This window comes from Mesorhizobium sp. M0678, from assembly GCF_040320505.1.
Lineage (GTDB): Bacteria > Pseudomonadota > Alphaproteobacteria > Rhizobiales > Rhizobiaceae > Mesorhizobium.
The window spans coordinates 56,935-83,392 of the sequence record NZ_JAMYPT010000008.1 but is presented as its reverse complement, the minus strand read 5'-3'; the positions used below and the strand labels follow the sequence as shown (position 1 = coordinate 83,392).

Here is a 26,458-nt window from a genome sequence, read left to right as displayed (position 1 = left end):
CATTGCGATCCTCCATGACCTTCGATGCATTCCTTGCTCTGCTGGTTTATGCCTTCGTGACCTCGATCACGCCGGGTCCGAACAATTTCATGCTTTTGGCCTCGGGCGTGAATTTCGGCTTGGTCAAAACCGTGCCACACATGCTCGGCATCGGCTTCGGCTTCCTCGTGCTGTTGCTTGCCGTAGGCTTCGGGCTTGGCGCCGTGTTGACGGCCTTTCCGGTCCTGCATACCGGGTTGAAGATCGCCGGCGGCCTCTACTTGCTTTATCTCGCCTGGAAGATCGCCATGTCGCGCTCGCTCGGCGGCGAAGGCGAGGCGAAGGGCCAGCCGATGCGGTTCATCGAGGCTGCGGCTTTCCAGTGGGTCAATCCCAAAGCCTGGGTGATGGCGATTACAGCCATGGCCGTCTATACGAACCCGGAACGCCGGTTTGTGTCGGTGGTGCTGATCGCGGCCGCGTTCGCCGTCGTTATGCTGCCGAGCATTTCGACCTGGGCCGGTTTCGGCATGGCGCTGCGCGGTTTTCTGGCGGATGCGGTGCGGCTCAAATGGTTCAACATCGCCATGGGCGTGATGCTTGCGGCGACGCTGTGGCCGATGCTGCGTTAGCTGCCGTTCTATTGTGCACTGCACATTAAATCTTCGTAATGACGGGTTTTGGCCCTTTTTCGCCTTCGGCATCCTCTATTATCTGGCAAAATCGCGGCAAGAGGCTGCGAGTTGAGCTAGAGTGCGACCAGCGGAAATCGGCGTGTCGCGTTGAGAAGGCCTTTTGTCGATGCGCGGAAAGATCGTATTAGCGGTGATCGCTGCAGCCTGCGTTGCCGCGGCGTGGCTCTATCTTTCGCCCAGCGCAATGAGCGGTCTTCAGCAGATGCTGTCGGCGAATCAGACGGCGACGGCGGACAAGCCCGCTGCAGCAGCAAATGCCGCGCGTACGACTTCGGTGGTTGCCGCCACGGCTACGACGGCCGATTTCCCGGTCCGGCGCTATGCCATCGGCTTTGTGTCCTCTCCTGCCGTGGTCAGCATCAACGCGCGGATATCGAGTCAGATCGTCGCAATCGCGGTCAAGGACGGACAGATGGTGAAGGCCGGCGACCTTCTGTTCTCGCTGGACGATCGCTCGTTGAAGGCACAACTGGCACGCGATCAGGCGACGCTCGCGAAAGACCAGGCGCTGCTTGCCAGCGCCACGGCCGATCTTCAGCGCGCCAAAAATCTCGTCGCCAGGCAGGCCGGAACACAGCAGACCTACGATCAGGCCGTCGCGGCGCAGAAATCCGCCGCGGCCACCGTCGACGCCGACAAGGCAACGATCGATGCAGACCAAATCCAGCTTGGCTTCGCCACGATCAGGGCGCCGATCTCCGGCAGGCTTGGCGCAGTCAACGTCGCCGTCGGCGATCTCGTCACCACCAGCAACGGCAGCAGCACGTCGACTCCACTGGTGACGATCACGCAGGTCGACCCGCTGCAGGTGAACTTCAATCTCCCCGAAAGCGATCTTGCCTTGCTGCACAAGGCGCTGGCAGCGCCGCAGCAAGGTGCGGTGACGCTGACCAAGGACGGCGACCCGAAGCCGATCGGCAAGGGAACGCTGGATTTCGTCGATTCCAGCGTAGACACGGCGTCCGGCACGATCGCAACGCGGGCCAGTGTGCCCAACGCCGATCTTTCGCTATGGCCGGGCCAATACGTCAACGTCGTGCTCGATGCCGGCATCATGCCACAAATGACGTCCGTTCCGACGGTCGCCGTCCAGCCCAGCCAGAAGGGCCCGTTCGTCTATGTGATCAAGCCGGACAACACCGTTGAAATGCGGCCCGTGCAGGTCGCGCTGACAGAAGGCACCAACACCGCAATCAGCCAAGGATTGAAAAGCGGCGAGCGTGTCGTCGTCGAGGGTCAGACCAAACTGAAGAACGGCGCGGCGGTGCGCGAAGGCAAGGCTTCGACCGGCACCGGCGATCAGGCGGCTCCGAAGGTTGCCGAGGCTGACCGGACGGGCGGAACACAGCCATGATTTCCGAATTCTGCATCCGCAGGCCCGTCGCCACGTTGCTCATGTCGTTCGCCCTGGTTCTGGGCGGGCTATTTGCTTACAAATTCCTGCCGGTCGCGGCGCTGCCAAGCGCCGAATTTCCGGTTGTCAACGTCTCGGCCTCGCTGCCCGGGGCTTCGCCGGAAACCATGGCGACCTCGGTGGCAACGCCTCTGATCAAGCAGTTTGCCACTATCGCAGGCATCGATTCGATCTCGACGACCAACTCGCTCGGCTCGACCTCGATCGCCATTCAGTTCGTGCTCAACCGCGACATCGATGCAGCCGCCGCCGACGTGCAGGCAGCGATCGCACGCACGCAACGACAATTGCCGCCGGAGATGACCAGCCCGCCGAGCTACCGCAAGGTCAATCCAGCCGATGCGCCGATCCTGCTGATGTCGCTGGTCAGCGACACAATTCCGCTGACTGATCTCGACGCGTTTGCCGAGAATGTGATTTCGCCGTCGCTGTCGACGATCGACGGCGTTGCGCAGGTTTCGATCTATGGCCAGCAAAAATATGCCGTCCGCGTCCAGATCGATCCGACGGCGCTCGCCGCTCGCGGCATCTCGATCGACCAGCTGCAGACGGCCATTGCCTCGGCCAACAGCAACACGCCGCTCGGCGTGCTCAAGAACAACAAACAGCAGCTGACGATCACCGCGAACACGCAGCTGACCAATGCGGCAGGATTCTCCAACATCATCATCGCAACCAAGAACGGCCATCCGGTGCGGCTCGGCGAGGTGACCCGCGTCATCGATTCGGTCGAGACCACGACGACGGCAAGCTGGTATGACGGCACCCGCGCCATCATTATGGCGGTGCAGCGCCAGCCGGATGCCAATACCGTCGACGTCGTCGACCGCGTCAAGGCGATGCTACCTTCCTTCGACGATCAGATGCCGGCAGCGGCGAGCATCCAGTTGCTAAACGACCGCTCGACATCGGTCCGCGAGGCGGTCGATGACGTGCAGTTCACGCTCTTGCTCACCATCGCGCTGGTGGTGATGGTGATCTTCCTGTTCCTGCGCCGGGTAACGGCGACGGTCATCCCGGCCGTGGCGGTGCCGATTTCGCTCATCGCCACGCTGGGCGTGATGTACCTGTTCGGCTTTTCCATCGACAACGTCTCATTGATGGGGCTGACGCTGGCGGTCGGTCTTGTCGTCGACGATGCAATCGTCATGCTCGAAAACATTTTCCGCCATATGGAGGAGGACGGGCTCTCTGCCCTCGAGGCGTCGCTCAAGGGCGCGCGCGAGATCGGCTTCACCATCATCTCGATCTCGATCTCGCTGGTCGCCGTGTTCATTCCGGTGCTTTTGATGGGCGGCGTGATCGGGCGCATCTTCAACGAATTCGCGGTGGTGGTGACGGTCGCCATCCTGGCGTCGATGTTCGTCTCGCTGACGCTGACGCCGATGCTGTGCTCGCGGCTGTTGTCATTATCGAAAGCCGAGCAGAAAGCAGCGCACGGTGAAGGCCATAGACAAAACGTCTTCATGCAGGGCTATGACAGGCTGCTGACATTCTGCCTGCGCCACAATTTCCTTGTCTTCCTTGTCTTCCTGGTGACCGCCGGGCTGTCGGTGTGGCTGATCCAGATTTCGCCGAAGGGCTTCTTCCCGCAGGAGGATATCGGCCAGGTCTCGGTGACGACCATCGCGCGCCAGGACATTTCGTTTGACGCGATGGTGAAGCTGCAGGGGCAAGTGGCGGATGTCTTCACCCATTCGCCCTACGTCGCGCATGTCGGCTGGTCGGCGGGCAGTGGAAACAATGCGCTCAACCAGGGCCAGCTGTTTGTGCAGCTGAAAGACAAGGACCAGCGACCGAACATCGACAAGGTGCTTACGGACCTGCGGCGCCAGCTGGCCAATGTGCCCGGCATCGAAACCTACATGCAGCCGGTGCAGAACCTGCGGCTCGGCGCGCGTTCTTCGGCGAGTGCCTACCAGCTTGCCGTTCAGGGCCTCGATACCGGCCTGACGAACGTCTGGGCGCAGAGGCTGACGGACGCGATGGCTGCCGATCATGCCGCCTTCACCGACGTCACCAATGACCTGCAGAACAACGCGCTACAGGCGACGCTGGTGATCGACCGCGACAAGGCGGCGAACCTCGGCGTCGATACCGACACGCTGCGCTCCAGCCTCTATGGCGGTTTCGGCACCCAGCAGGTGTCGACCATCTTCGGTTCGGCCGACAGCTACGACGTGATCATGGAGCTCGATCCGAAGATCGAGTGGTCGCCCGAGCGGATGCTGGCCATCAAGGTGAGAACGGCGAGCGGCAGCCTGGTGCCGCTCGGTGCGTTCGCCCGCGTCGATCGGACCGCCGGTGCTTTGACCGTCAACCAGCTCGGCCAGCTTCCGGCAGTGACCATCTCCTACAATCTGCCGCAAGGCGTGGCCCTCGGCGACAGCGTGAGCCACATCAACGCGCTGAAGGACAAGATCGGCATGCCGCCGACGATCTCGACCGCCTTCTCGGGCACGGCCAAGACGTTCCAGGATTCGCTTTCCAACCAGGGGCTGCTGATCGGCGGCGCGATTCTGACCATCTATATCGTTCTCGGCATGCTCTATGAGAGCTTCATCCACCCGCTCACCATCCTGACCGGGCTTCCATCGGCGGTGCTCGGCGCGCTGGTGGCACTGCGGCTGGCGGGGATGGATCTTTCGGTGATCGCGGTGATCGGCATCCTGATGCTGATCGGCATCGTCAAGAAGAACGGCATCATGATGATCGACGTGGCGCTGGAACTCAGGCGCGAGGGGATGTCGCCTGTCGAATCCATCCACAAGGCCTGCCTGATGCGCTTCCGGCCGATCATGATGACCACGCTTGCCGCGCTGATGGGCACCATCCCGATCGCGCTCGGCACCGGCGCCAGCGCGGAATTGCGCCAGCCTCTCGGCGTGGCGGTGGTCGGCGGTCTTGTCGCCTCGCAGGCACTGACGCTGTTCGTCACGCCCGTCATTTACGTCTACATGGAGCATTTTTCCGGCTGGCTGGTCAGGCTGTGGGCACGGCGCCGGGGCGAGCCGAGCCCGGTCGAAGCGGTCGACCAGCCGTCACTGTTCGACGAGGAGGAAGAACCGGTGCCGCAGAAGGCGGCAGCCGAATAGCGCTGGCCCAAGCCGTGGTGCTTGCGGCCGGGGGTCCGCGATCGTAATTTGACGCCATGCCGCACAATCACGACCACGACAACGAGCTTGATCCTTTTGCGGCGCGGGTGCGCGCGCTGGAGACGATTCTCACCCGCAAAGGCCTGATCGATCCGGCGGCGATCGATGTTATCGTCGACACCTATGAGACCAAGATCGGGCCGCGCAACGGCGCAAAGGTGGTGGCGAAGGCCTGGGTTGATCCCGGGTTTGCCGCATGGCTGAAGCGTGATGCGACGGCGGCCATCGAATCGCTCGGCTACACCGGCCGGCAAGGCGAGCACATGCAGGCGGTGTTCAATACGGCCGACACGCACAACCTCGTCGTCTGCACGCTGTGCTCCTGCTATCCGTGGTCGGTTCTCGGCCTGCCGCCGGTCTGGTACAAGGCGCCGCCCTACCGTTCGCGCGCAGTGATCGATCCGCGCGGCGTGCTCGAGGAATTCGGTCTGACCTTGCCGGCGAGGACGACAATCCGGGTGTGGGATTCGACCGCCGAGCTGCGCTATCTGGTGGTGCCGATGCGTCCCCGGGGTACGGAGGGCTGGGATGAGGCACGGCTCGCCGATCTGGTGACGCGCGATGCCATGATCGGCACGGCGTTGGCGCGGGAGCCGGCATGAACGGGCCGCAGGATCTCGGCGGCCAGATGGGTTTCGGGCCGGTCGCGCCCGAACCGGACGAACCCTATTTCCATGCCGATTGGGAAAGGCGGGCGCTGGGCGTGACGCTGTGCGCCGGCGCCATGGGGGCCTGGACCATCGACGAGAGCCGGCACGCGCGGGAATCGCTGCATCCAGCGGATTATTATGCCTCCAGCTACTACCAGATATGGATCAAGGCGCTGGAGGTGCTGCTCAAACGCCATGGTTTCGTCAGCGACCGCGACCTGGCTACGGGCGACGCAGTCGACCCGGCAGCGACACCCAAACGGGTGCTGAAGGCTAAGGACGTTCCGGCGGTGCTGGCCAAGGGCGGGCCCTGCGACCGGCCTGTCGCCGCGCCTGCGCGGTTCAAGGCGGGCGACCCCGTGCGAACCAGGAACTTTCATCCGACCGGCCACACCAGACTGCCGCGCTATGCACGCGGCAAGCGAGGCGTCGTCGAGGCTGTGCGCGACGGCTTTGTCTTTCCCGACACCAATGCACACGGCCAGGGCGAAAACCCGCAATGGGTCTATACGGTGGCCTTCACCGGCGGCGAAATCTGGGGCGAGGGCGCCGATCCGACACTTGTCGTGTCGATCGATGCCTGGGAGAGCTACCTTGAGCCGGCGTGAGACGGGCTCAGTCGCCGCCATGCTGCCCGCCGGTGTCGAGGCGCCTGTGTTTGCCGAGCCGTGGCAAGCAGAGGCCTTTGCCATGACGGTAGCACTGCACGACAACGGGCTGTTTTCGTGGAGCGAATGGGCGGATGCTTTGTCGGCAGAGTTGAAGCGGCCGGGCGCCGCGCGCGACGGTCACGATTACTACGAGCACTGGCTGGCAGCGCTGGAAAAGCTGCTTTTGGCCAAGGGCGTTGCCGGAAAGCGCGACGTCGATGCGCTCGCCGCTGCCTGGGAACGCGCCGCGCACGCAACGCCGCATGGCAAGCCGATCCAGCTGGAGAACGATCCACAGCGGGCCGGGTAAGCTGCGGTCGCCTGGCCTTGTTCTCTTTACGTTCCTGTTCGTCACTGATAGCCTGACCCTGTCGCAGCGGCGTGATTGCCGGCGATGAAAATTGATGGTGACGGCAGTCACCTTGTCTTTCCCTCGCGAATCCGGTCTGTCGCGCTGATGGAATTCTCTCCTCAACAGGACGAGGCGCTGAAGGCGGTGGCCGGCTGGCTGAAAACCGGCAAGCCGCAGCTGTTCCGGCTGTTCGGCTATGCCGGCACCGGCAAGACGACGCTGGCGCGCTATTTCGCCGAGCATGTCGACGGCCAGGTGCAGTTCGCCGCCTTTACGGGTAAGGCGGCGCAGGTGCTGCGTTCCAAGGGCGCGGTCAATGCCCGCACCATCCATTCGCTGATTTACCGGCCGAAGGGCGAAGAATCGGTAGCGGACGAGGTGACCGGCAAGACATCGATGTCGCCGACATTTTCGCTCAACCGGCAGAGCCCGATCTCGCGCGCCAAGCTCGTCGTCATCGACGAATGCTCAATGGTCGACGAGCAACTCGGCCGTGACCTGATGAGCTTCGGCACGCCGATCCTGGTGCTCGGCGATCCCGGCCAGTTGCCGCCAATCTCCGGCGGCGGCTTCTTCACGGACCATGAGCCGGACATTCTGCTCACCGAAATCCATCGCCAGGCGCGAGACAACCCGATCATCCGGCTTGCGCTTGACGTGCGCGAGGGCCGCGAGTTCATGCGCGGCGACTATGGCGCGGCGCAAGTGATCGGCAAGGAAGACGTCACCCAGGAATTGGTGCTGAAGGCGGACCAGGTGCTGGTCGGCACCAACCGCACGCGCCGCCGTTACAACCAGCGGCTGCGCGAGCTGAAGGGGTTCAACGCCGATTATCCGCAAGCCGGCGACAAGCTGGTGTGCCTGCGCAACGATCCGGCCAAGGGACTGCTCAACGGGTCGCTGTGGAAGGTGATGACCTCGTCGCGCGAGACCGTCAAGCCTGGCATCAATCTGCTGGTTTCGCCGGAGGAAGACGACCCGGATCGCGGCGTCGCCAAGATCAAGCTGCTCAAGGCGGCATTCGAAGATCCGGACGCCGACATCCCCTGGCAGCAGAAGAAACGTTTCGACGATTTCGACTATGGCTATGCGCTGACAGTGCACAAGGCGCAGGGCTCGCAGTGGAACGAGATCGTGCTTTTCGACGAAAGCTGGGCGTTCAAGGAAACCCGGCAGCGTTGGCTCTACACCGCTATCACGCGCGCGGCCGAACGGCTGACGATCGTCCGATAGGGCGGTCGTATCAGCGCTGGGCGATCGGGTTGGCGCCAAGCCATTCCCAGGCGGCGGCCTCGTCCTCGGCCTCGAAATGCCGGAGTTCGATAGGCAAGGAGGCAGGCAAAAAGGCTCTTGCCTCCGGTATCCAGTTCGGCTCACCGATCGCCGCGCAGCGGCCGATATGCTCCACGGCATGAGCTATGCCCTGTTCGATCGTCTCGTCCGATACGTCGGCCCAGTCGACACCCTCATGGTCGATCAGGCGCACCAGCACGTCGATCTTCGGATGCAGCGCATAGGCCGCCTCCAGCAATCCGAACAGGTTTTCGGCGTCAGCCGCTGCGACATGGCCGACGACATCGATGGCGAAAAGATCTTCGCGATCGGTGTCGATGCGGCGAACCGCCGGCACGGCCTCGAGAAAATTCAACAGGGAACTCCTTGCGCTCGATTTTCTTCGCACACCTTGGAACACCTGAAACCCTCTGTCTGTTCCCGTTAAAGGCGGTATAGATGCGCGCCAAGATCAGCCTGGAGCCGTGCAAATGCCTGCAAAGCTTTCCGTCAACCTCAATGCCATCGCCATGCTGCGCAACCGACGCGACCTGCCGTGGCCAAGCGTGACCGGGCTTGGACGCATTGCGCTTGCCGCCGGCGCGCATGGGCTGACGGTGCACCCGCGACCCGACGAGCGGCACACCAGGCATTCCGATCTGCCGCAGATCAGGGCGCTGATCGACGACGAGTTCCCGAATGCGGAATTCAACATCGAGGGCTATCCGACCGAGGATTTCCTGGCGCTTGTGGAAAAGCACCAGCCGGAGCAGGTGACGTTGGTGCCCGACGACCCAGCGCAGGCGACTTCCGACCATGGCTGGAACTTCGCCGCCGAGGCTGCGTTCCTGACACCCGTTGTCAAGCGCCTGAAGAAGGGAGGCTTTCGCGTATCGCTGTTTTCCGATCCGGATCCCGCTGGCATGAAAGCCGCTCGCGACACCGGCGCCGATCGGATCGAACTCTATACGGGTCCATACGGCAGCTATCATTCCGATTCGGCAAAAGCGGCGAAGGAATTGGAGAAATTGGGAAAGACGGCGGATGCCGCATTGGCCGCAGGGCTCCAGGTCAATGCCGGGCACGACCTTGTGGTGAGCAATTTGCCGGCGCTGGCCAGGCGCATCCCGGCATTGGCCGAAGTGTCGATCGGACATGGGTTGACAGCCGATGCGTTGGAGTATGGCATGGCCGCAACGGTCAGGCGGTTTCTGAAGGCTTGTGGCTGGTAGAGAAAGGCGAGCCGATAGGCCGTGCGTTCCCGGCACGGCAGCGCGTCCTTTCCATCCCCGCAGCATAGAGCGCCGCACGTCTATGGGAGTGTCGTCCATGGCCCTTGCCAACGCTGGTAGCGAGGCGGAACCCATCGAACAATCCAGCCACTCCAAGGCCGAGCAGCATAGCACCAAGATCCTGATGCTCGGCGCGCTCGGCGTGGTCTATGGCGACATCGGCACCAGCCCGATCTATGCGTTCCGTGAGGCGTTGCATGCTTCGGCTGGCGGCAATGTCGCCAACCGCGGCGACATCCTCGGGGTGCTGTCGCTGATCATCTGGGCGCTGACCATCACTGTCACCGTCAAATACATCATGTTCGTGCTGCGCGCCGACAACCGGGGCGAGGGTGGCACGCTGTCGTTGATGGCATTGGCACGCGGCAGCTTCTCGAAGCGGTCGGCGGTGATCCTCGGCATAGGCATCGTCGGCTCGGCGCTTTTTTTCGGTGACGCAGTCATCACGCCGGCAATTTCGGTGCTATCGGCGGTCGAAGGCATGAACGTCGTCACGCCGGCGTTCCAGCCCTATGTGGTGCCGCTGACGCTGGTCATCTTGGCGATGCTGTTCGCGGTGCAACGGTTCGGCACGGGCGGCGTCGGACTGGTGTTCGGGCCCGTCACCGCGGTGTGGTTCCTGGCCATCGGACTGTCCGGCCTCAACCATATCATCGACGACCCGGAAATCCTGCTGGCAATCAGCCCACATTACATCGTTTCGTTCTTGGTCAACTCGCCTGACGTCGCCTTCGTCACGGTTGGCGCGGTCTTTCTCGCCGTTACCGGCGCCGAGGCGCTCTATGCCGATCTCGGCCATTTCGGGCGCAAGCCCATTGTACTCGCCTGGCTGGCGATCGTATTCCCTTGCTTGCTGCTCAACTATGTCGGGCAGGGGGCCTTCGTGCTGGCCAATGGCGGCGTTGTCGGTCATCCCTTTTTCGAGATGAACGAAGGCTGGACGCTCATTCCCATGGTCGTGCTGGCGACCGCCGCGACCGTGATCGCCAGCCAGGCGGTGATCTCCGGCGCTTTCTCGCTGACCAGGCAAGCGGTGCAGCTCAACATGCTGCCGCGTTTCGAGATCCAGCATACGTCGGAGAAACAGTCCGGCCAGATCTACCTGCCACGCGTCAACATGCTGCTGGCGCTGGTGGTGATGCTGCTGGTGGTCGGCTTCGGCGAATCCAGCAGGCTTGCCTCGGCCTACGGCATTTCAGTGACCGGCAACATGCTGGTGACCAACATACTGCTTTTTGTCGTCATGACCCGCATCTGGAAATGGCCGCTCGGCGTTGCAGTGGCCTTGACGGCGTTGTTCGCCTCCGTCGATACCGGCTTCTTTGCCGCCAACATTGTCAAGGTGTTCGAAGGCGGCTGGTCCTCGCTGGCGGTGGCCGCAGTGATTGTCATGACCATGTGGACCTGGATAAGAGGCACCAGATACCTGTTCGAAAAAACTCGAAGGAACGAGGTCCCGCTCGATTTCCTCGCCGGCAATCTGCTGAAGAAGAAGCCGCATCTGGTGTCGGGCACCGCGGTGTTCCTGACCAGCGACCCGCTGAGTGCGCCGACCGCGCTGATGCACAGCCTGAAGCATTACAAGGTGCTGCACGAGCAGAACGTCATCCTTTCGGTGGTGACGGCACCGCAGCCTGTCGTGCCCGACAGCGAGCGCGTCAAGATGGAGCAAATCAACGAGCTGTTCATGCGGGTGACGCTGACCTTCGGCTATATGGAGCAGCCCAACATTCCGCGCGCGCTGGCGATCTGCCGCAAGCAAGGCTGGAAGTTCGACATCATGACGACATCGTTCTTCCTGTCGCGGCGCTCTCTCAAGGCCTCGCCCAATTCCGGCATGCCGGTCTGGCAGGACAAGCTGTTCATCGGGCTGGCGCGCACGGCGGCCGATGCGACGGAGTATTTCCAGATCCCGACCGGACGGGTAGTCGAGATCGGGACGCAGGTGGCTATTTAAAAACGTGTCCGTTGCGACATTCCAGGTGGTCTGTCGATCGGACTGAGTCTGCCAAGTCGTGGAGGACTCGCAATATCGGGACGGAGCCATTACGTGACGGCACTTGATATTGCAGCGCAGCAAGCGTAGAGCACCGCCCGCTTACCGGAGTGTCGTCCATGGCCCTTACCAATGCTGGTAACGAGGCAGAACCTGTCGAACAATCCAGCCATTCTGAGGTTGAGCAGCACAGCACCAAGGTGCTGATGCTGGGCGCGCTCGGCGTGGTTTACGGCGATATCGGTACCAGCCCGATCTATGCATTTCGCGAGGCGTTGCATGCATCGGCCGGTGGCAACGTCGCCAACCGTGGCGACATCCTCGGCGTGTTGTCGCTGATCATCTGGTCGCTGACGATCACCGTCACCATCAAATACATCATGTTCGTGCTCCGCGCCGACAATCGAGGCGAGGGCGGGGTGCTGTCGCTGATGGCGCTGGCGCGCAACAGTTTCCCGACGCGCTCGGCGGTGATCCTCGGCATCGGCATCGTCGGCGCGGCGCTTTTTTTCGGCGACGCAGTCATTACGCCGGCGATCTCGGTGCTATCGGCGGTCGAAGGTATGAATGTCGTCACGCCGACATTCCAGCCCTATGTGGTGCCGCTGACACTGGCCATCCTGGCGATCCTGTTTGCGGTACAGCGATTCGGCACCGGCGGCGTAGGTTTGGTGTTCGGGCCAGTCACGGCTCTGTGGTTCCTGGCCATCGGCCTTTCCGGCATTAACCACATCATCGCCGATCCGGAAATCCTGCTGGCGATCAGCCCGCATTACATCGTGTCGTTCCTGGTCAACTCGCCCGATGTCGCCTTCGTCACGGTTGGTGCGGTCTTCCTCGCCGTCACCGGCGCCGAGGCGCTCTATGCCGACCTCGGCCATTTCGGCCGCAAGCCGATCGTACTCGCCTGGCTGGCAATCGTGTTCCCTTGTCTGTTGCTCAACTATGTCGGGCAAGGCGCCTTCGTGCTGGCAAATGGCGGCGTTGTCGGTCATCCATTCTTCGAGATGAACCAGGGCTGGACGCTTATTCCGATGGTCGTGCTGGCGACGGCGGCGACCGTCATCGCCAGCCAGGCGGTGATCTCCGGCGCTTTTTCGCTGACCAGACAGGCGGTGCAGCTCAATATGCTGCCGCGTTTCGTTATCCAGCATACGTCGGAAAAACAGTCGGGCCAGATCTATCTGCCGCGCATCAACCTGATGCTGGCGCTGGTGGTGATGTTGCTGGTGGTCGGCTTCGGCGAATCCAGCCGCCTGGCCTCGGCCTACGGTATTTCGGTGACCGGCAACATGCTAGTGACGAATGTGCTGCTTTTTGTTGTGATGACGCGCATCTGGAAATGGCCGCTCGGCGTCGCGATCGCCTTGATGGCCGTGTTCGCCTTCGTCGATACCGGCTTCTTTGCCGCCAACATAGTCAAGGTGTTTGAAGGTGGCTGGGCATCGCTTGCCATCGCCGCAGTTATCGTGATGACTATGTGGACCTGGATCCGCGGCAGCCGCTATTTGTTCGACAAGACGCGCCGGAACGAGATCCCGCTGGATTTCCTTGCCGGCAATCTGCTGAAGAAGAAACCGCATCTGGTGTCGGGCACCGCGGTGTTCCTGACCAGCGACCCGCTGAGCGCGCCGACGGCGCTGATGCACAGCCTGAAGCACTACAAGGTGCTGCACGAGCAGAACGTCATCCTTTCGGTGGTGACGGCACCGCAGCCGGTTGTGCCCGACAGCGAGCGCGTCAAGATGGAAATGGTCAACGAGCTGTTCATGCGGGTGACGCTGACCTTCGGCTACATGGAGCAGCCCAACATCCCGCGTGCGCTGGCGATCTGCCGCAAACAGGGCTGGAAGTTCGACATCATGACGACGTCCTTCTTCCTGTCGCGGCGCTCTCTCAAGGCCTCGCCCAATTCCGGCATGCCGGTCTGGCAGGACAAGCTGTTCATCGGGCTGGCGCGCACGGCGGCCGATGCGACGGAATATTTCCAGATCCCGACCGGACGGGTGGTCGAGATCGGGACGCAGGTGGCTATCTGAACAAATGGCCGTGCCCTTTGAGGGCACGGCCATTGTCAGGCTCAGCTCACCAGAGCCGCCTTGTTTGCTTCAAGAAATTGCTTCAGCGGCTGCGGCTTCCTGCCGGACAGCGTCTCGACCGCGTCGGTCACCATGCCGATCCGGCCGGAGCGGGTGTTGGTGTCGAAGGAAACGATGACGGGCGCAAACGCTTCGGGAACGCCGGCTGCCTTCAATCCCTCGGTCAGCGCTTCATCCGAAAGCTGGATAACTTCGATCGGCTTGCCGGTGACCTCGGTGACGAGGGCTGCAATCTCGGCCATCGTGTGGGCCTTGGGGCCGGTCAGCGTGTATGTCGTGCTTTCGGTTGCGCTCGAAGCAAGGCCGGCGGCGATCGCGGCTGCCATATCGTCGCGCGCGCCATGGGCAATGTGGCCGTCTCCAGCGGATGTGTACCAGTGCCCCGAGGCGATGGCGTGCGGCAGCGCCATGAACAGGTTCTCCTGATACCAGCCGTTGCGGAAGATGGTGTAGGGGATACCGCTCGCCTTGATCGCCTGCTCGGTGCCGTGGTGATCGGGCGCAAACAGTACCGGCGATCCTGGCTCCGGATTGGGCATCGACGTGTAGAGCAGATGCGAAACGCCGGCGCTTTTTGCGGCGGCGACCGCGGCCTCATGTTGCTTCAGGCGCTTGCCCGGAACGGCGAGCTCGTTTGTCGAAATGATCAGAACCCTGTCGGCGCCGGTGAATGCACTGGCCAACGACGCGGTGTCGTCGAAGTCGACTGCCCGGATGGTGACGCCTCGGGCTGCCAGATCGGCCAGATTTTCCGGATTGCGGGTGGCGGCGATGATGCGCTGAGGGGAGACCTTGAGCGTGTCAAGCAGATGATTGATGACGCCGCGGCCAAGCTGGCCGGAGGCGCCGGTGACGAGAAGGGTGTCGGTCATGAGATGTCCTGACGTTGCGCCGGAGCGGCGGGTGCATATGTTAGTCTCAAAAAGAGACCAGCACTAAAATAGGAATTGACCCATCCTCGTAAAGAAGGCAGTTTTGCGGGAGGTAGGCACATCCAGGGAACCAGCCATGGACGGCAAGATCGTCAATCTGAGATCGAAGCTCGAGATATACAAAGCAGGCAGCGGTGGCGGAAACCTTGCGGATTGCCCGGTTCGCGACGTGATCCAGGGCATAAGCAATAAATGGAGTTCACTGCTGATGGAGGCCTTGGCCGAGAAGCCGTACCGCTTCGGCGAATTGCGGCGGCTGGTGCCCGATATTTCACAGCGCATGCTCACCCAGACGCTGCACGATCTGCAGCGCGACGGCTATGTGCATCGCCAGGTGTTTCCGACCAAACCGCCGAGCGTCGAATACAGCCTCACCGATCTCGGGCGCTCGATGTTTGGACCCTTGCATCAGCTGATCCAATGGGCCGAGCTCAATCACGGCGCTGTACGCGAGGCGCGGAAGATTTTCGATGCTGCCGAGGGCTGAGCCTCAAGGCCGAGACAGCGGCTTGATTTAGCGACAGCGCTGAAGGATTGTCCGGCCTGGGTTGGGTCGGGCAGATGGGCAATTCTCTGGACATCGCGATTGCCGGCGCCGGGCCGGCTGGACGTGCCGCCGCGCTCTATCTCACGCGCGCCGAACATAGGGTCACCATCTTCGAGCGCTTCGACCAGCCAAAGCCGGTCGGGTCCGGGCTGATCCTGCAGCCGACCGGGCTGACGGTGCTTGCCGATCTCGGCCTGCTCGACGACATTCTGGCGCTGGGCAGCCGCATAGACCGCCTGCATGGTGCAGACGCCAGAACTGGCCGCACCGTGCTGGATGTCCGTTATGATGCCCAGCGCGGCGGTCGCTTCGGGCTGGCGGTGCACCGCGCGGCTCTGTTCGGCGTGCTTTTCCGCGCCGCCCGGCGCCAGGCGATCACCATCGAGACAGGTATCGAGCTCGAGACGCTGGAAACCGGCGAACGGGCAACATTGATCTGCGGCAACGGACGACGGATAGGCGTTCGACCTGGTAGTGGATGCCAGCGGTTCGCGCTCCAAACTGCGGCGGTGCGTAACCAATCCGGGCGAACCGCGATCGCTCGCCTATGGCGCGTTCTGGGCATCGCTCGGCTGGCGCGGCGAGGGTTTCGACGAGCACGCCCTGCTGCAGCGCTACGACAAAGCGAGCGTGATGATCGGCGTGCTGCCGATCGGCCGGCCTGAGCCCGGTGCCGGGAAGATGGCGGCATTCTTCTGGAGCCTGAAGCCGGCGGATGCCGAGTGCGTATGGGCGGCAGGTCTCGATGCATGGAAGGCGAGATTGGCCGGGCTGTGGCCTGCATGCGCGGCATTCACCGACCAGATCGACAGTTTCGACCAGCTTTCGCTGGCGCGCTATGGCCATCACACGATGAAGACGCCAGCCGGACGGCGATTGGCCGTTATCGGCGACGCGGCCCATTCGACAAGCCCGCAACTCGGGCAGGGCGCGAACATGGCGCTGCTCGATGCAGCTGCGCTCAACTACGCGCTCATAGGAACGGACCGTATCGATACTGCGCTGGGGGCCTATGTCGGGGCGCGGCGATGGCATGTGCGGGTCTTCCAGGCGCTGTCGCTGGTGCTGACGCCGTTTTATCAATCGGATTCAATTGTGATGCCGTTCGTCCGCGACAGGCTGGTGGCGACGCTGGCAAAAGTCCCGCCGGCGCCGCAGTTTCTTGCTTCCATGGTTACAGGAACGGTGCTCAATCCATTCAAGCCGATCGGGCTTGCGGAAGCGCTGTGGCCGGATCGTTTTGGCGGATGATTTCCGAAAGGTGCGAACCCTTAGCCTGCAAGAATGCATGGAGGCGTTGCGCATGATCGGGAGCGACCGCGTCCTTTACGGATGGGCGTTCGTGCAATGCCTTGCGCCAGGCCTGGATATGCGGTTTTCCGTCCAGGATGCCGAAATCGCCGATCCGGTCAAAGACCTCGAAATAACGGAAAATCGGCCCGTAGACCGCGTCGACCAGTGAAAAACGCTCGCGGTCGAAGCATGGTCCAGCCGCGCCGTTCGCCAGTTCCACTTCCAGGCGATCGAACATTGCTGCCAGAGCCCCGCGTTCGGCGATGAAGGCGGCTTCGGTGAGTGCTGAATAGAAGCGGCCGATGGCATTGAGGATTGCTGAGCCGAACTCGATCCAGGCGCGATGCCGGGCACGGGCATAGGGGTCGGTGGGATGCAGCGGATTGGGCTGGGTTTCCTCGAGGAATTCGAGGATGACGAGCGATTCGAAGATCACCGTTTCCTGGCCGTCATGCTCAACGCGGAGCAGCGGCACCTTGCCGAGCGGTGATATCGCCTTGAACCAGGCAGGCTTGTTGGCGAGATCGACCGTGATGCGTTCGAACGGCACGCCCTTTCGCGAAGTGAAATCGCCGCGCGCTGCACATAGGGGCAAAGATGATGGCTGACGAGAGTGAGCTTGTCGGTCATCTCACTCCCCCCAACATAGTTCAAGGCACCGTCCTCGATGCGGGTGGAGAGAAACATCAGGCGGGAGCCCTTCCGCGCCGGGCCTTCGAGGCGATCACCGTTCGCCATGTCGAACGAGGCGCCGTGCCACTGGCAGACGAGCTTGCCGTCCTTGCAGTCGAGCGGGCCACCGAAATGCAGGCAGACGTTGGCGGCGGCGCGGATACGCTCGCCGCTGCGGTAGACATGGACCTCGCGGCCGAAGAACGGAGCGATCAGGCTGCCTGTTTCCGGAATGTCGGCGATCTTGCAGATTTCATGCTTCATCGGAATTGCCTCTCATGATTGATGCGATTGCATCTATATAGATGCATTTGCATCGATCGTCAAGCTTGATGCAATTGCATCTATCACCTACGATGCAATCATGACCGGGATTCCTTCACCTCCAGCCATCAAGGCCTGGGCCCGCCTGATGCGGGTTTCGCGCCAGTTGTTGGAACGAGCCGAGGACGCGCTGAAGGACAGTGGCCTGCCGCCGCTTGCCTGGTACGACGTCCTGCATGAGCTTGCCGAGGCGGGCGAGGGCGGATTGCGGCCGTTCCAACTCACCGAGCGCACCCTGTTTGCGCAGTACAACATCTCCCGGCTGCTGGCGCGGCTCGAAGCCGACGGGCAGGTCGAGAAGCTTCCAGTTGCCGATGACGGCCGCGGGCAAACAGTCCGCGTCACAGACAAGGGACGCGAGACGCGCCGCCGCATGTGGGCTGTCTACGGCCGGTCGATCGCGGAGTTGGTCGGCTCCCGGCTTTCCAATGATGAGCTCGACGCGCTGTCAGCTCTGCTTGGGCGCCTGCGAGATCCGCCCGCCCTGGAGTGACACGCCTTCATGACGAAGATGGCACCGATTGGCGAGGTCAGGCACTGCCCAAGAGGAATGCCAACGTCGCCAGAACGCCAAGCCCGACGCGGACCAGATGCAGATTGCCCCATTTGGCGATCAATGTCCGAGCTTCAGGATTGACGGAGTTCGCGTCCATCGCCTCCAGCAACCTACTTGCCGGCATCATCACCAGCAGCGTCCATGGCCAAGGCAGGATGATCAGCAAGGCACCGACCAGATAAGCGAGATTGCCGGTCAGCCACCAGGCGACGAGGCCCAGAATACAGGCGATGACGGCGATCGAGGCCTGCATGGCGGCGCCGCGCTTGTAGGAAGGCTGCCATTCCTGCAGCAATGCCTTGTCATCGAGGCGAAGCCGCGCCGGCTGCTCGGCGACGCTGACGTAGATAGCCGCGCCAGCGAACACTGCGGCAACGGTCAAGGCAAGCAATCCGGCGAGCATGATCCGTGTCTCCCGTGATGCCCCGCATGGAGCAAACAGAAATAAAGGCTTGCGTCGGGTCGGGCAATACGCCATAAATCCGAACCGTAACGTACGGTACGCCATCGAGCTCGTATCTGAACTGCGGGTGAGTTTGCCTCCTGAGGAAAAACTGTGTTGCACGCTGTGACCGACATCGACACCAGCGAGGCGCTGACGGAGCGGCAGAAGGACGTGCTCGACGCCGCCCTTCGCCTGCTGGTCGAAGAGGGCGATCAGTTGACCATGACCGCCGTGGCGCGGCGGGCGAGCTGCTCGAAGGAGACGCTCTACAAATGGTTCGGCGATCGCGACGGGCTGTTGACGGCAACGGTACAATGGCAGGCGTCCAAGGTGCGGATAGTGCCGGTCGACCGCAAGGGGCTCGACCTCCCTTCGCTGACGGCGAGCCTCGAACGCTTCGCTTCGGACTGGCTCAAGGTAATTTCGAGCGACACCTCGATCGCGCTGAACAGGGTGGCGGTCGGCCATGCTAGTTCGGGGAAGGACGATCTCGGCGCCATCGTGCTGGAGAACGGCCGCTTCGCACTGGCCAAGCGCCTCAAGCCGGTGCTGGAGGCCGGGAGACAGGCCGGGTTCCTTGAATTTTCGGACGCGGAGACGGCGTTCCGCACCTTTTTCGGGCTGGTCGCCCGTGACGTGCAGATCCGCTTGCTGCTTGGCGACCGGCTGGAATTGACTGATGTGGCGATCGGCGGCGATGCCGTCCGGGCGACGCAGCAGTTTCTCGCTCTTTTCGGGGCAAAAACCGGGCCGCAGGGCCCATAGAGCCGGATGATTTCAGGTCAAATCGACCTGAAATCTGAATCCGGCTCTACACTAAAAGATGGAGCATGATGTCGTCCGAAAACCGCTTCACACTTTTCGGCATCATGCTCTGGTTCAAAACGGGAAGGAAGAAAAATGCGTGTCTATTACGATCGCGACGCCGATCTCAACCTGATCAAGGGCAAGAAGGTCGCTATCATCGGCTATGGCAGCCAAGGCAGGGCGCATGCGCTCAACCTCAAGGATTCCGGCGTCAAGGACATCGCCATCGGCCTCAAGGCCGGCTCGGCGACCGCCAAGAAGGTCGAGGCCGACGGGCTCAAGGTGATGAGCGTAGCCGATGCCGCCAAATGGGCCGACCTGATGATGATGGCGACGCCGGATGAGCTGCAGGCCGACATCTACAAATCCGAGATCGCGCCAAACATCCGCGATGGCGCGGCAATCGCCTTCGCCCACGGCCTCAACGTGCATTTTGGCCTGATCGAGCCCAAAGCTTCGGTCGACGTCGTGATGATCGCGCCGAAGGGGCCTGGCCATACGGTGCGCGGCGAATACCAGAAGGGCGGTGGCGTGCCGTGCCTGGTCGCGGTCAACCAGGACGCTTCGGGCAATGCGCTCGACCTGGCGCTCTCCTACGCCTGCGGCGTTGGCGGCGGCCGCTCGGGCATTATCGAGACCAATTTCCGCGAGGAGTGCGAGACCGACCTGTTCGGCGAGCAGGTGGTGCTGTGCGGCGGCCTGGTCGAATTGATCCGCGCCGGCTTCGAGACACTGGTGGAAGCCGGCTACGCGCCGGAAATGGCCTATTTCGAGTGCCTGCACGAGGTCAAATTGATCGTCGACCTGATCTATGAAGGCGGCATCGCCAACATGAACTACTCGATCTCGAACACCGCCGAATGGGGCGAATATGTCTCGGGCCCGCGCATCATCACTGCCGAGACCAAGGCCGAGATGAAGCGCGTTCTGAAGGATATCCAGACCGGCAAGTTCACCTCGGAATGGATGCAGGAATACCGCGCCGGCATGTCGCGCTTCAAGGGCATCCGCCGCAACAACGACAGCCACCAGATCGAGGAAGTCGGCGCCAAGCTGCGCGCGATGATGCCGTGGATCTCGAAGAACAAGCTGGTTGATAAGGCCAAGAACTGAAGGAAATCCACGTTCGTTTCGTTACCCGTCCTCGGGCTTCGCCCTGCGGGCGCGTGGGAATTTCCATGAACAAGCTGGTCGACAAGGCCAAGAACTGATCGCAATTTCATTGCCGATCAAGAAAGGCCGGCGGAGCGATCCGCCGGCCTTTTCGCATCAAGATTGTGTGGTTTCTAGGCTTCTGCACAGGCGCACTATCCTCATCACCGTGATATGCCTGTGCGGGGCATGGCACAAAAGTGCCAAGGGGGTGAGCGTTGGAACTCAAATTTCTGTTGGTCGGGTTTGCCTGCGCGGTTGCCGGCATGCTCTCCCTCGTCACCTTGCTGAAATGGTGGGAGGTGAGGGCGGTCAGCCGCTGGTCTCCGACGCCGGGAAAGATCATCTCGTCGCGGGTCGAGGCTCGCGAGGTGACCAGTTCGGGATCCGGTTCGGACAGCAGAGGGTCGACCGAAATCCGCAACTTCCCGGCAATCACCTTCGAATACAAGGTGAACGGCAAGACATTTCGCAGTTCGCACTACAGCGTGCAGGAGAACCTTGGAAACTTTGCCGTGGCGGAAACCCTTGCGAAATTTCCAAACGGGGCCGGCGTAACCGTCTTCTACAATCCGGCCGATCCGGCCAAGGCCGTGATCGAACGCACCATGCCCGACGGCTCCTTCAAGTTCATGGTCCAGCTTTCGGCCGGGCTGGTGGTCGGCGCGCTTGTATTGGTCTTCTCCGTCGGCGGCGTCCTCGAAGCGATCCGGCCGTTTTTGCCCAGGCCGCAGAACCTCGGCGCCGCGGCCCTGCTGCTTTTCATGGGATTGTTTGTCCTGCGCATGGGCTTTGCCCAGAAGTCACTTGCGGAACAGGCGGCCAAATGGCCGATCACGGCAGGACGCATCGATGCTTCGGGCCTGCAGAAATTCGAGACCCGCGACAGGTCCGGAGGCGGCTATCGGCCCTGGCGAACAGTCTTCAAATCCCGCATCGTCTACAGCTATAGCGTCGCCGGCCAGCGCTACGCCGCCGATCGCATCGCTTTCGGCGCAAACGTGACGGCTTCGCTGCCGAGCCTCGTCAGCGGTCAATCACAGCGCTATCTTCAGGGCGACAGGGTTGAGGTCCACTACGATCCCGACAACCCAGTTGCAGCGGTTCTCGAATGCAGGGTGAGCGGGCTTTGGCTCCTGTGGGTCTGCGCCGTTGGCTTGATAGGTGGAGCCGCGCTGCTTGTCGGGGTGATCTAATGCTGAAGCTGCCGTCCTAGACGCTGTAGATCCAGAGGAAGAGGACACTTGTCGTCAGCACCTGACAAGAACTCCGCTGTCGAAGCCCGGCCATGTCAGTCTCAACGTCGCCCCGTCGACCACAATATGGATGACACGGGAGAACGGCTCTTCGGCCGACGGGTCGGATCCGTAGCATTGGCTGGCCCGCGCCACCCAGCCCGTGGGCGTCTTGAGGAACGTTGCGTATTCGCAGCCGAGAGCAGGGACCGACAGCGCGTCGCGGTATAATGTGTAGACAGTCTGGCGTTGAACATCCGCAACGGCGGTACAGTTCGATCTGTTCCCGGACCATATGCCCACATACTGTTCCGCGGCGAAGGCGTGGCCGCACGAAAATGCTAGGATCGAAATGAGCATCAAGAGATTTCGCATGATCGATTCTTCTTTTCGACGTGGCCTTGGGCCATGCTAAAGCATCGATGCTCAGACTTCACAATGATGCTGCTCCAAGGGACTTAAATGATCATCCACAAAGCAGCAGCTATTTTTCTGAGCATGCTGAGCCTGTTGCAAGCAGCGAACGCAACAGAATGTTCGCTCAGCCATGCGACCTATCGCGAGCCGCGTTCGGGAGCGACGATACAGTTCCGGCCAACCAACAATGAGCCGGCCGCGCTGACGACCGAGGTCTTTTCGTTGATCGTGCCCAACACCGACATTCGTCTGCCGTCGGACATTACCTGGACCAATGGCAAGTACTCGTTTCCTGTGGGCACGATCCGGCACACCTGCACCGACGACGATCGTGAGGCTGGTCTCGAGGACGGCACCGGGCTGTGCAGAGTGTGGGATGGGCAGGTCTATGCGTTCAATGCAGGCGGTGCCGAGCAGTTGAGTTCCCGCGAAGCCTCGCCGGCGCCGGCAGGGTTGCTGTTGCCTGACTTCGGCGCGATTTTTACCGAATGGCCCGATTTCGCCAAAGCCAATCCCGATGGTTCAGCCTGGGACGCCTTTAGCTTGACGGGTTGTAGCGATGAATAGCAAGAGACTGCCGGCCTGCATCTTCGCCCTGCCGGTCCTTATGGCCATGGCAACCGGCGCTCGTGCCGACCAAAGCAAACCGTCGCGTCCGCCTCTCGACAAATGGCTTGGGAACGGCTGGCGGACAAGGATGTCGGGCTGGCTGCCTGGGTGCAGCGCTGCGATTTCGGTTTTCGCCGGATTCATTTCGAGCTTGGCGGCAATGCTCTTGCCATCAAATACAGCGACGGCGGGCCGGCCGATCCCGTCGTCGAAGTCTTCGATATGCTGCCTGGCGAGGCCGCCGATGCTGCATTACAGCGCATATACTCGCAGAAGACCGAGAAGGCTGTCAGCACACGTTGCGTGTTCATGCCTTACACCGAAGGGGTCACGCCCACGGGCACCCTGCGGTATGTCTTCAGTCCCGATGCCGTTTATCTCAGTGAATTGAAAGCCGTTGCCGACCCTGACGAGGTCGGCGAACCGCCGTGCGGCGAATGGGGCGAAGCCCCGGACGGCATTCAGTATTTCGAGGTGCAATCACCCGAACTGCGAAAGCTTCTATTCGTTCGCGTCGGCCAGGATGAGCCGCTGTTTGACGAGCAGACACTGCGAGTCCTGCCACCCGGATAGCGCCGGGATCTCAGCCGTAGTGCCAGCTGGGCTTTGGTTCGGTGCCGGTGAACATCACCCCAATTCGGTCCTCGCGGCGCCAGCGAACCACCGCCTTGTAGGCAATGCCGTCGGTCGGAACATAGAGCAGGAACTCATCGGGCACGCGCGCGTCGATCGAGACCTTTAATTCGGCACCGCCCGCATGCATGTTGCGCAGTGTGCATGTGACCTCGGAGTTGGTCATGCCGGTCAGGATCGCCGCGCCCTTCAAGACGCGCTGCCGGTGTTTGTCCCTCTGTTCGTCCTCGGCCATCGCACGCAATCCAGCCATCTTCGCGTCTCGGGCGTTCTGATCGGGAGGATTATTAGACCTGCCTGATAAAAATAACGTTATCACCAGTGGAGGCTGGCGATTTTTCGCGGTTGCTGGCCGTAAGAAAAAATCGGCGCCGCAACGCGCGGCGCCAGACGATATTATTACCGGCCTGCTCAGCTATAGGGCGAGTAGCATTGCTGGCGCGGCCCGTTATAGGGCTGGAACGTGTTGTCCCAGGCGCGGTACGACCGGTAGCGATTGTAGCACCATTGGACATGCGCGCTGGAAAGCCGCTGTGTCCGGTAGTAGCGCCGCGGTGCGGGCGCATCGTAGTAGTTGTAATTGTTGTATAGGCTGCCGAGGCCAAACCCCAGGCCCAGCCCAAGAATCGCGGCGCCGGCACCATCATCGTAATAACCGCCGCGGTAATGGCGGCGGTGATGGCGCCAACGCCAGTTGTCATTCCAGCCGCCATTGTCCCAGTGTCTCGAGAAATGACGGCCGCGGAAATTGTTGGACCGCCATCTCCAACCATCGTCGCCGCGCCATTGCCGAACGCCGTGATTGCGCCAACGCCAGATCTGCCTGTCATTGCCGCCTGCCCAATCTTCACGAATTTGCACGATGTCGGCGGCATTGCCCGCCACCGGCAGCAGAGGTTTGGGCATCGGCCCGGCAAGCGACGGGGCCGAGAGGCCGGCGATCAGACCGAGGGCCATCAGCCCGGATCTGGCGGAAGATAAAAAGAGCGGTTTCATCGCACTCTCCGAAGATTCAGGCCCCACGCCCAGAATACCCCGGGGAAGGGCCTATTGATGGAACTTTCCATCTGAACGGAAGATGAACAAAAAGGTTCCGTCAACCATAACGAGCGCGCGATCAATCAGAGCCGCCTGATTTCTGCGCCCTTGTTTTCGGGCGCGCTTGCGGGCAAAGGTCAAAGCCATGTCGCTGCGCCTTGCCACCTTCAACGTCGAAAACCTGATGAACAGGTTTGATTATTCCGGATACCGCAATCAGCTCAACGAAGATCGCACGCTGGCGCTTTTCGACATCCAGAGCGAGGCCGAATACAAGATGCTCGAGCAGGCGCGGGCCATCGCGCAGTCCGACGACACGCGGCAGTTGACGGCGCTGGCGATCGCGGCCACCCGCGCCGACATCATCTGCATGCAGGAGGTCGACAATATCGAGGCGCTGAGGGCCTTCGAATATGGCTATTTGTTCAAGATGGTGGGGCAAGGCTACCGGCAGAAATACACCACCGCCGGCAATGATTCGCGCGGCATCGACGTCGCCGTGATGATGCGCAACGAGACCGCGCAGGGCCAGCCGATCGAATTCGTGCGCATGACCAGCTACGCCTATGTCACGTTCGAGCAATTCGGCCTGCACACGCCGGAATTGGCAGCGCTTGGGTATCAGGCCAATGAGCGCATCTTCCGGCGCGACTGCCTGGAAATCGATCTGACGGTGGCTGGCGCGCCGTTGACGCTCTACCTCGTTCATTTCAAGTCGATGGGCTCGCCCCGCAACGGCCTCGACGGCCGTGAAGCGACAATGCCGCTGCGCATCGCCGAAGCTCAAGCAGTGCGCCGGATCATCGAGGAGCGCTTCGGCACGGACCATGCCGCCGACAAGCGCTGGGCAATCTGCGGCGATATGAACGACTACCGGCAGCGCGTGAAGATCACTGGCGATGTTTTCGACGGCTATCGCTTCGAGGTGATCGACGAGACCCGGTCCTGCATCGATGTGCTCACTGCCGGCGGTTTTTGCGAAAACGCGGTCGAGCGGCGGCCGGAAATGGACCGCTGGACTTTCTATCACACGCGCGGACCGGAAGAGCGGCATCTCTGCCAGCTCGACTACATCCTTTTGTCGAGCGCGCTGGCCAGGCAGAACGCCACCGCGGTTCCCGATATCATCCGCAACGGTCAGCCTTGGCGCACCATATTTCCAGCGGGCCAGGAGGTCGAGCGCTTCCCGCGTGCCGGGTGGGACCGGCCGAAGGCATCCGACCATTGCCCGGTAGCAATTGCCCTCGACATGGTGTGAGACAGGCGTGAGTTTCGATCTGCCGCGCAACGTCATCCTGCCGGTCGATGCCATCGACGTCAGGCTCGATTCCGGCCCGCATCCGTTCGAGCGCGATCATGCCGACGCGATCGCCGAGAACTGGCGGCGTGAGACCGCGGCCAAGCCGGCGCTTTTCGACGGCACCGTGGTGCTGCTTTCTGCTCTCAGCTATCGCGACAATCGCCTCGTTGGCCGCTGCCATGCGGTGCGATATTCGACCTTCATGCTTTGGCGCGGCAATCGACAGGTGGCCGGGGCCGAGCACGCCTATGCCCATGCCATGCTGGTCGCCGGCGACAATGCGCTTGTGGCGATCCGCATGGCGCCGCATACGGTCAATGCCGGCCGCATCTACTTCGCCGCCGGTTCGTTCGAGCCAACCGATTTCCGCGACGGCCTTGTCGACGTCGACTTCAACATGATCCGCGAGGTGCGCGAAGAGACCGGTCTCGACCTGTCAGGCGCGACACGCGGCAGGCGCCATTACGCCCTGTCGACGGCAAGCGGCACGGTGATCTTTCGCCGCTACCGCGAGACGGCCTCCGCCGACGACCTGGCACAGCGGATCAGCGCTTTCGTCGCGGCCGAGTCAGAGCCTGAAATCGAAGGCCCCGTAATCATCCGCAATGCAGCCGACCTGCCGGACGGGCTGATGCCGCATATGAGACCGCTGATCGAATGGCACTTTGCGAGCGAGCAAGGTTTCCAACTCTAACGTCGTAGCCTACCTTCAATAGCCTTGCGGTCGTTGCGGGCAGCGACAAAATACAACAGCACGCCGAGACCCAGGAGCGCGCCCATCGCCGTTCCCATCGTCTGCCCAATTACCTGCTGGAAGTCAGCGGTGACGCGATCGGGATTCTCCATCCCATAAAGGATCAAATTCCACCAAAGCCCTGCCAAGGCGGCTTCGACGATCACAATCGCCAAAGCCAGTCGCGCTTTCTTGCTCATCCATTGTTCCC

Annotated in this window: 26 protein-coding genes and 3 pseudogenes; 20 read left to right on the top strand and 9 right to left on the bottom strand. The window is 61.9% G+C overall.

Annotated elements, in window-relative coordinates:
• Positions 1–14 precede the first annotated feature (14 nt).
• From NKI29_RS16600 to NKI29_RS16570, 7 genes are all read left to right on the top strand, one after another.
• Positions 15–611 (top strand): LysE family translocator, encoded by a 597-nt coding sequence (locus NKI29_RS16600; protein ID WP_352570425.1) that lies wholly within the window; start codon positions 15–17, stop codon positions 609–611.
• 169 nt (positions 612–780) lie between these two features.
• The gene (locus NKI29_RS16595) at positions 781–2,028 is read left to right on the top strand and encodes an efflux RND transporter periplasmic adaptor subunit (RefSeq protein WP_352570424.1); all 1,248 of its coding nucleotides are present in this window, start codon (positions 781–783) and stop codon (positions 2,026–2,028) included.
• A complete protein-coding gene (locus NKI29_RS16590; RefSeq protein WP_352570422.1) occupies positions 2,025–5,183 on the top strand; it encodes an efflux RND transporter permease subunit in 3,159 nt (1,052 codons plus the stop codon). The genes NKI29_RS16595 and NKI29_RS16590 overlap by 4 nt, the downstream gene beginning before the upstream one ends.
• 56 nt (positions 5,184–5,239) lie before the next feature.
• Positions 5,240–5,845 carry a nitrile hydratase subunit alpha gene (gene nthA, locus NKI29_RS16585; protein WP_352570421.1) on the top strand — a complete coding sequence of 202 codons (606 nt, stop codon included), beginning with the start codon at positions 5,240–5,242 and terminating at the stop codon, positions 5,843–5,845.
• Positions 5,842–6,501, top strand: coding sequence for a nitrile hydratase subunit beta (nthB, locus tag NKI29_RS16580; RefSeq protein WP_352456502.1), 660 nt, complete (start codon positions 5,842–5,844; stop codon positions 6,499–6,501). Before nthA ends, nthB begins: the two co-directional genes overlap by 4 nt.
• Before the next feature lie 19 nt (positions 6,502–6,520).
• A complete protein-coding gene (locus tag NKI29_RS16575; RefSeq protein WP_352456560.1) occupies positions 6,521–6,853 on the top strand; it encodes a nitrile hydratase accessory protein in 333 nt (110 codons plus the stop codon).
• Positions 6,854–7,000: 147 nt separating this feature from the next.
• Positions 7,001–8,128: an ATP-dependent DNA helicase gene (locus NKI29_RS16570; RefSeq protein WP_352456559.1), complete on the top strand. Its 1,128-nt coding sequence runs from the start codon at positions 7,001–7,003 to the stop codon at positions 8,126–8,128.
• Positions 8,129–8,138: 10 nt separating this feature from the next.
• Here NKI29_RS16570 and NKI29_RS16565 read toward each other — a convergent pair whose 3' ends face one another.
• The gene (locus NKI29_RS16565; protein WP_352456501.1) at positions 8,139–8,543 is read right to left on the bottom strand and encodes a SpoIIAA family protein; all 405 of its coding nucleotides are present in this window, start codon (positions 8,541–8,543) and stop codon (positions 8,139–8,141) included.
• A gap of 115 nt (positions 8,544–8,658) precedes the next feature.
• Here NKI29_RS16565 and NKI29_RS16560 point away from each other — a divergent pair, with 115 nt between their 5' ends.
• From NKI29_RS16560 to NKI29_RS16550, 3 genes are all read left to right on the top strand, one after another.
• Complete coding sequence (locus NKI29_RS16560; protein WP_352570420.1) at positions 8,659–9,399, top strand: pyridoxine 5'-phosphate synthase; 741 nt, start codon at positions 8,659–8,661, stop codon at positions 9,397–9,399.
• Positions 9,400–9,496: 97 nt separating this feature from the next.
• On the top strand, positions 9,497–11,416 hold the full coding sequence (locus NKI29_RS16555) for a potassium transporter Kup (RefSeq protein WP_352755799.1): 1,920 nt from the start codon (positions 9,497–9,499) through the stop codon (positions 11,414–11,416).
• 158 nt (positions 11,417–11,574) lie between these two features.
• Positions 11,575–13,494, top strand: a complete 1,920-nt coding sequence (locus NKI29_RS16550; RefSeq protein WP_352450049.1) for a potassium transporter Kup — start codon at positions 11,575–11,577, stop codon at positions 13,492–13,494.
• Positions 13,495–13,535: 41 nt separating this feature from the next.
• Here the strand turns inward: NKI29_RS16550 and NKI29_RS16545 are convergent, their stop codons facing one another.
• Positions 13,536–14,426: an SDR family oxidoreductase gene (locus NKI29_RS16545; RefSeq protein WP_084641112.1), complete on the bottom strand. Its 891-nt coding sequence runs from the start codon at positions 14,424–14,426 to the stop codon at positions 13,536–13,538.
• Between the two features lie 136 nt (positions 14,427–14,562).
• Here NKI29_RS16545 and NKI29_RS16540 point away from each other — a divergent pair, with 136 nt between their 5' ends.
• Together NKI29_RS16540 and NKI29_RS16535 are read left to right on the top strand one after the other, a co-directional pair.
• Entirely contained in the window at positions 14,563–14,973 is a 411-nt protein-coding gene (locus NKI29_RS16540; RefSeq protein WP_352450047.1) for a winged helix-turn-helix transcriptional regulator, read from the top strand.
• 74 nt (positions 14,974–15,047) lie between these two features.
• A pseudogene (locus tag NKI29_RS16535) lies at positions 15,048–16,284 on the top strand (FAD-dependent oxidoreductase).
• On the opposite strand, the pseudogene NKI29_RS16530 reads toward NKI29_RS16535, so the two are convergent.
• Both NKI29_RS16530 and NKI29_RS16525 read right to left on the bottom strand, forming a co-directional pair.
• Positions 16,232–16,956: pseudogene (locus tag NKI29_RS16530) on the bottom strand (glutathione S-transferase family protein). The pseudogenes NKI29_RS16535 and NKI29_RS16530 sit on opposite strands and share 53 nt — an antisense overlap.
• 129 nt (positions 16,957–17,085) lie before the next feature.
• Positions 17,086–17,262, bottom strand: a pseudogene (locus NKI29_RS16525) (Rieske (2Fe-2S) protein); the annotation flags it as partial.
• Positions 17,263–17,362: 100 nt separating this feature from the next.
• Here NKI29_RS16525 and NKI29_RS16520 point away from each other — a divergent pair.
• The gene (locus NKI29_RS16520; protein ID WP_023676665.1) at positions 17,363–17,815 is read left to right on the top strand and encodes a MarR family winged helix-turn-helix transcriptional regulator; all 453 of its coding nucleotides are present in this window, start codon (positions 17,363–17,365) and stop codon (positions 17,813–17,815) included.
• Positions 17,816–17,852: 37 nt separating this feature from the next.
• Here NKI29_RS16520 and NKI29_RS16515 read toward each other — a convergent pair whose 3' ends face one another.
• Positions 17,853–18,281 carry an anthrone oxygenase family protein gene (locus tag NKI29_RS16515; RefSeq protein WP_352755802.1) on the bottom strand — a complete coding sequence of 143 codons (429 nt, stop codon included), beginning with the start codon at positions 18,279–18,281 and terminating at the stop codon, positions 17,853–17,855.
• A 153-nt stretch (positions 18,282–18,434) separates the two neighbouring features.
• Between NKI29_RS16515 and NKI29_RS16510 the strand changes: the two genes are divergently transcribed.
• The 5 genes from NKI29_RS16510 to NKI29_RS16490 all read left to right on the top strand — a co-directional run bounded on the left by NKI29_RS16510 (position 18,435) and on the right by NKI29_RS16490 (position 23,116).
• Positions 18,435–19,088 (top strand): TetR/AcrR family transcriptional regulator, encoded by a 654-nt coding sequence (locus NKI29_RS16510; protein WP_352570415.1) that lies wholly within the window; start codon positions 18,435–18,437, stop codon positions 19,086–19,088.
• A 135-nt stretch (positions 19,089–19,223) separates the two neighbouring features.
• Positions 19,224–20,243 (top strand): ketol-acid reductoisomerase, encoded by a 1,020-nt coding sequence (ilvC, locus tag NKI29_RS16505; RefSeq protein WP_023676662.1) that lies wholly within the window; start codon positions 19,224–19,226, stop codon positions 20,241–20,243.
• A 257-nt stretch (positions 20,244–20,500) separates the two neighbouring features.
• Entirely contained in the window at positions 20,501–21,478 is a 978-nt protein-coding gene (locus tag NKI29_RS16500) for a DUF3592 domain-containing protein (protein WP_352755804.1), read from the top strand.
• Between the two features lie 501 nt (positions 21,479–21,979).
• The gene (locus NKI29_RS16495; protein ID WP_023676659.1) at positions 21,980–22,501 is read left to right on the top strand and encodes a hypothetical protein; all 522 of its coding nucleotides are present in this window, start codon (positions 21,980–21,982) and stop codon (positions 22,499–22,501) included.
• Between the two features lie 102 nt (positions 22,502–22,603).
• Positions 22,604–23,116, top strand: a complete 513-nt coding sequence (locus tag NKI29_RS16490) for a hypothetical protein (RefSeq protein WP_352796723.1) — start codon at positions 22,604–22,606, stop codon at positions 23,114–23,116.
• A 10-nt stretch (positions 23,117–23,126) separates the two neighbouring features.
• Here the strand turns inward: NKI29_RS16490 and NKI29_RS16485 are convergent, their stop codons facing one another.
• The 3 genes from NKI29_RS16485 to NKI29_RS16475 form a co-directional block, all read right to left on the bottom strand.
• Positions 23,127–23,411 (bottom strand): PilZ domain-containing protein, encoded by a 285-nt coding sequence (locus tag NKI29_RS16485; RefSeq protein WP_352570507.1) that lies wholly within the window; start codon positions 23,409–23,411, stop codon positions 23,127–23,129.
• Positions 23,412–23,587: 176 nt separating this feature from the next.
• The gene (locus tag NKI29_RS16480; RefSeq protein ID WP_352570412.1) at positions 23,588–24,172 is read right to left on the bottom strand and encodes a BA14K family protein; all 585 of its coding nucleotides are present in this window, start codon (positions 24,170–24,172) and stop codon (positions 23,588–23,590) included.
• A 51-nt stretch (positions 24,173–24,223) separates the two neighbouring features.
• Positions 24,224–24,361 carry a hypothetical protein gene (locus NKI29_RS16475; RefSeq protein WP_352570411.1) on the bottom strand — a complete coding sequence of 46 codons (138 nt, stop codon included), beginning with the start codon at positions 24,359–24,361 and terminating at the stop codon, positions 24,224–24,226.
• On the opposite strand from NKI29_RS16475, the gene NKI29_RS16470 reads away from it, so the two are divergent.
• Entirely contained in the window at positions 24,360–25,472 is a 1,113-nt protein-coding gene (locus NKI29_RS16470; RefSeq protein WP_352570410.1) for an endonuclease/exonuclease/phosphatase family protein, read from the top strand. The two genes, NKI29_RS16475 and NKI29_RS16470, sit on opposite strands and share 2 nt — an antisense overlap.
• A 7-nt stretch (positions 25,473–25,479) precedes the next feature.
• Positions 25,480–26,208: a hypothetical protein gene (locus NKI29_RS16465; RefSeq protein ID WP_352570409.1), complete on the top strand. Its 729-nt coding sequence runs from the start codon at positions 25,480–25,482 to the stop codon at positions 26,206–26,208.
• On the opposite strand, the gene NKI29_RS16460 is transcribed toward NKI29_RS16465, so the two are convergent.
• Complete coding sequence (locus NKI29_RS16460) at positions 26,205–26,447, bottom strand: hypothetical protein (protein ID WP_023720771.1); 243 nt, start codon at positions 26,445–26,447, stop codon at positions 26,205–26,207. The genes NKI29_RS16465 and NKI29_RS16460 overlap by 4 nt on opposite strands.
• Positions 26,448–26,458 lie beyond the last annotated feature (11 nt).

Coding starts and splice junctions, on each gene's coding strand:
- NKI29_RS16515 (WP_352755802.1), bottom strand. CDS start 18,281: ATGCTCGCCGGATTGCTTGCCTTGACCGTTGCCGCAGTGTTCGCTGGC.
- NKI29_RS16600 (WP_352570425.1), top strand. CDS start 15: ATGACCTTCGATGCATTCCTTGCTCTGCTGGTTTATGCCTTCGTGACC.
- NKI29_RS16550 (WP_352450049.1), top strand. CDS start 11,575: ATGGCCCTTACCAATGCTGGTAACGAGGCAGAACCTGTCGAACAATCC.
- NKI29_RS16575 (WP_352456560.1), top strand. CDS start 6,521: ATGCTGCCCGCCGGTGTCGAGGCGCCTGTGTTTGCCGAGCCGTGGCAA.
- NKI29_RS16545 (WP_084641112.1), bottom strand. CDS start 14,426: ATGACCGACACCCTTCTCGTCACCGGCGCCTCCGGCCAGCTTGGCCGC.
- NKI29_RS16520 (WP_023676665.1), top strand. CDS start 17,363: ATGACCGGGATTCCTTCACCTCCAGCCATCAAGGCCTGGGCCCGCCTG.
- NKI29_RS16460 (WP_023720771.1), bottom strand. CDS start 26,447: ATGAGCAAGAAAGCGCGACTGGCTTTGGCGATTGTGATCGTCGAAGCC.
- nthA (WP_352570421.1), top strand. CDS start 5,240: ATGCCGCACAATCACGACCACGACAACGAGCTTGATCCTTTTGCGGCG.
- NKI29_RS16470 (WP_352570410.1), top strand. CDS start 24,360: ATGTCGCTGCGCCTTGCCACCTTCAACGTCGAAAACCTGATGAACAGG.
- ilvC (WP_023676662.1), top strand. CDS start 19,224: ATGCGTGTCTATTACGATCGCGACGCCGATCTCAACCTGATCAAGGGC.
- NKI29_RS16490 (WP_352796723.1), top strand. CDS start 22,604: ATGGCTTGGGAACGGCTGGCGGACAAGGATGTCGGGCTGGCTGCCTGG.
- NKI29_RS16560 (WP_352570420.1), top strand. CDS start 8,659: ATGCCTGCAAAGCTTTCCGTCAACCTCAATGCCATCGCCATGCTGCGC.
- NKI29_RS16570 (WP_352456559.1), top strand. CDS start 7,001: ATGGAATTCTCTCCTCAACAGGACGAGGCGCTGAAGGCGGTGGCCGGC.
- NKI29_RS16485 (WP_352570507.1), bottom strand. CDS start 23,411: ATGGCCGAGGACGAACAGAGGGACAAACACCGGCAGCGCGTCTTGAAG.
- NKI29_RS16595 (WP_352570424.1), top strand. CDS start 781: ATGCGCGGAAAGATCGTATTAGCGGTGATCGCTGCAGCCTGCGTTGCC.
- NKI29_RS16590 (WP_352570422.1), top strand. CDS start 2,025: ATGATTTCCGAATTCTGCATCCGCAGGCCCGTCGCCACGTTGCTCATG.
- NKI29_RS16555 (WP_352755799.1), top strand. CDS start 9,497: ATGGCCCTTGCCAACGCTGGTAGCGAGGCGGAACCCATCGAACAATCC.
- NKI29_RS16475 (WP_352570411.1), bottom strand. CDS start 24,361: ATGGCTTTGACCTTTGCCCGCAAGCGCGCCCGAAAACAAGGGCGCAGA.
- nthB (WP_352456502.1), top strand. CDS start 5,842: ATGAACGGGCCGCAGGATCTCGGCGGCCAGATGGGTTTCGGGCCGGTC.
- NKI29_RS16540 (WP_352450047.1), top strand. CDS start 14,563: ATGGACGGCAAGATCGTCAATCTGAGATCGAAGCTCGAGATATACAAA.
- NKI29_RS16495 (WP_023676659.1), top strand. CDS start 21,980: ATGATCATCCACAAAGCAGCAGCTATTTTTCTGAGCATGCTGAGCCTG.
- NKI29_RS16480 (WP_352570412.1), bottom strand. CDS start 24,172: ATGAAACCGCTCTTTTTATCTTCCGCCAGATCCGGGCTGATGGCCCTC.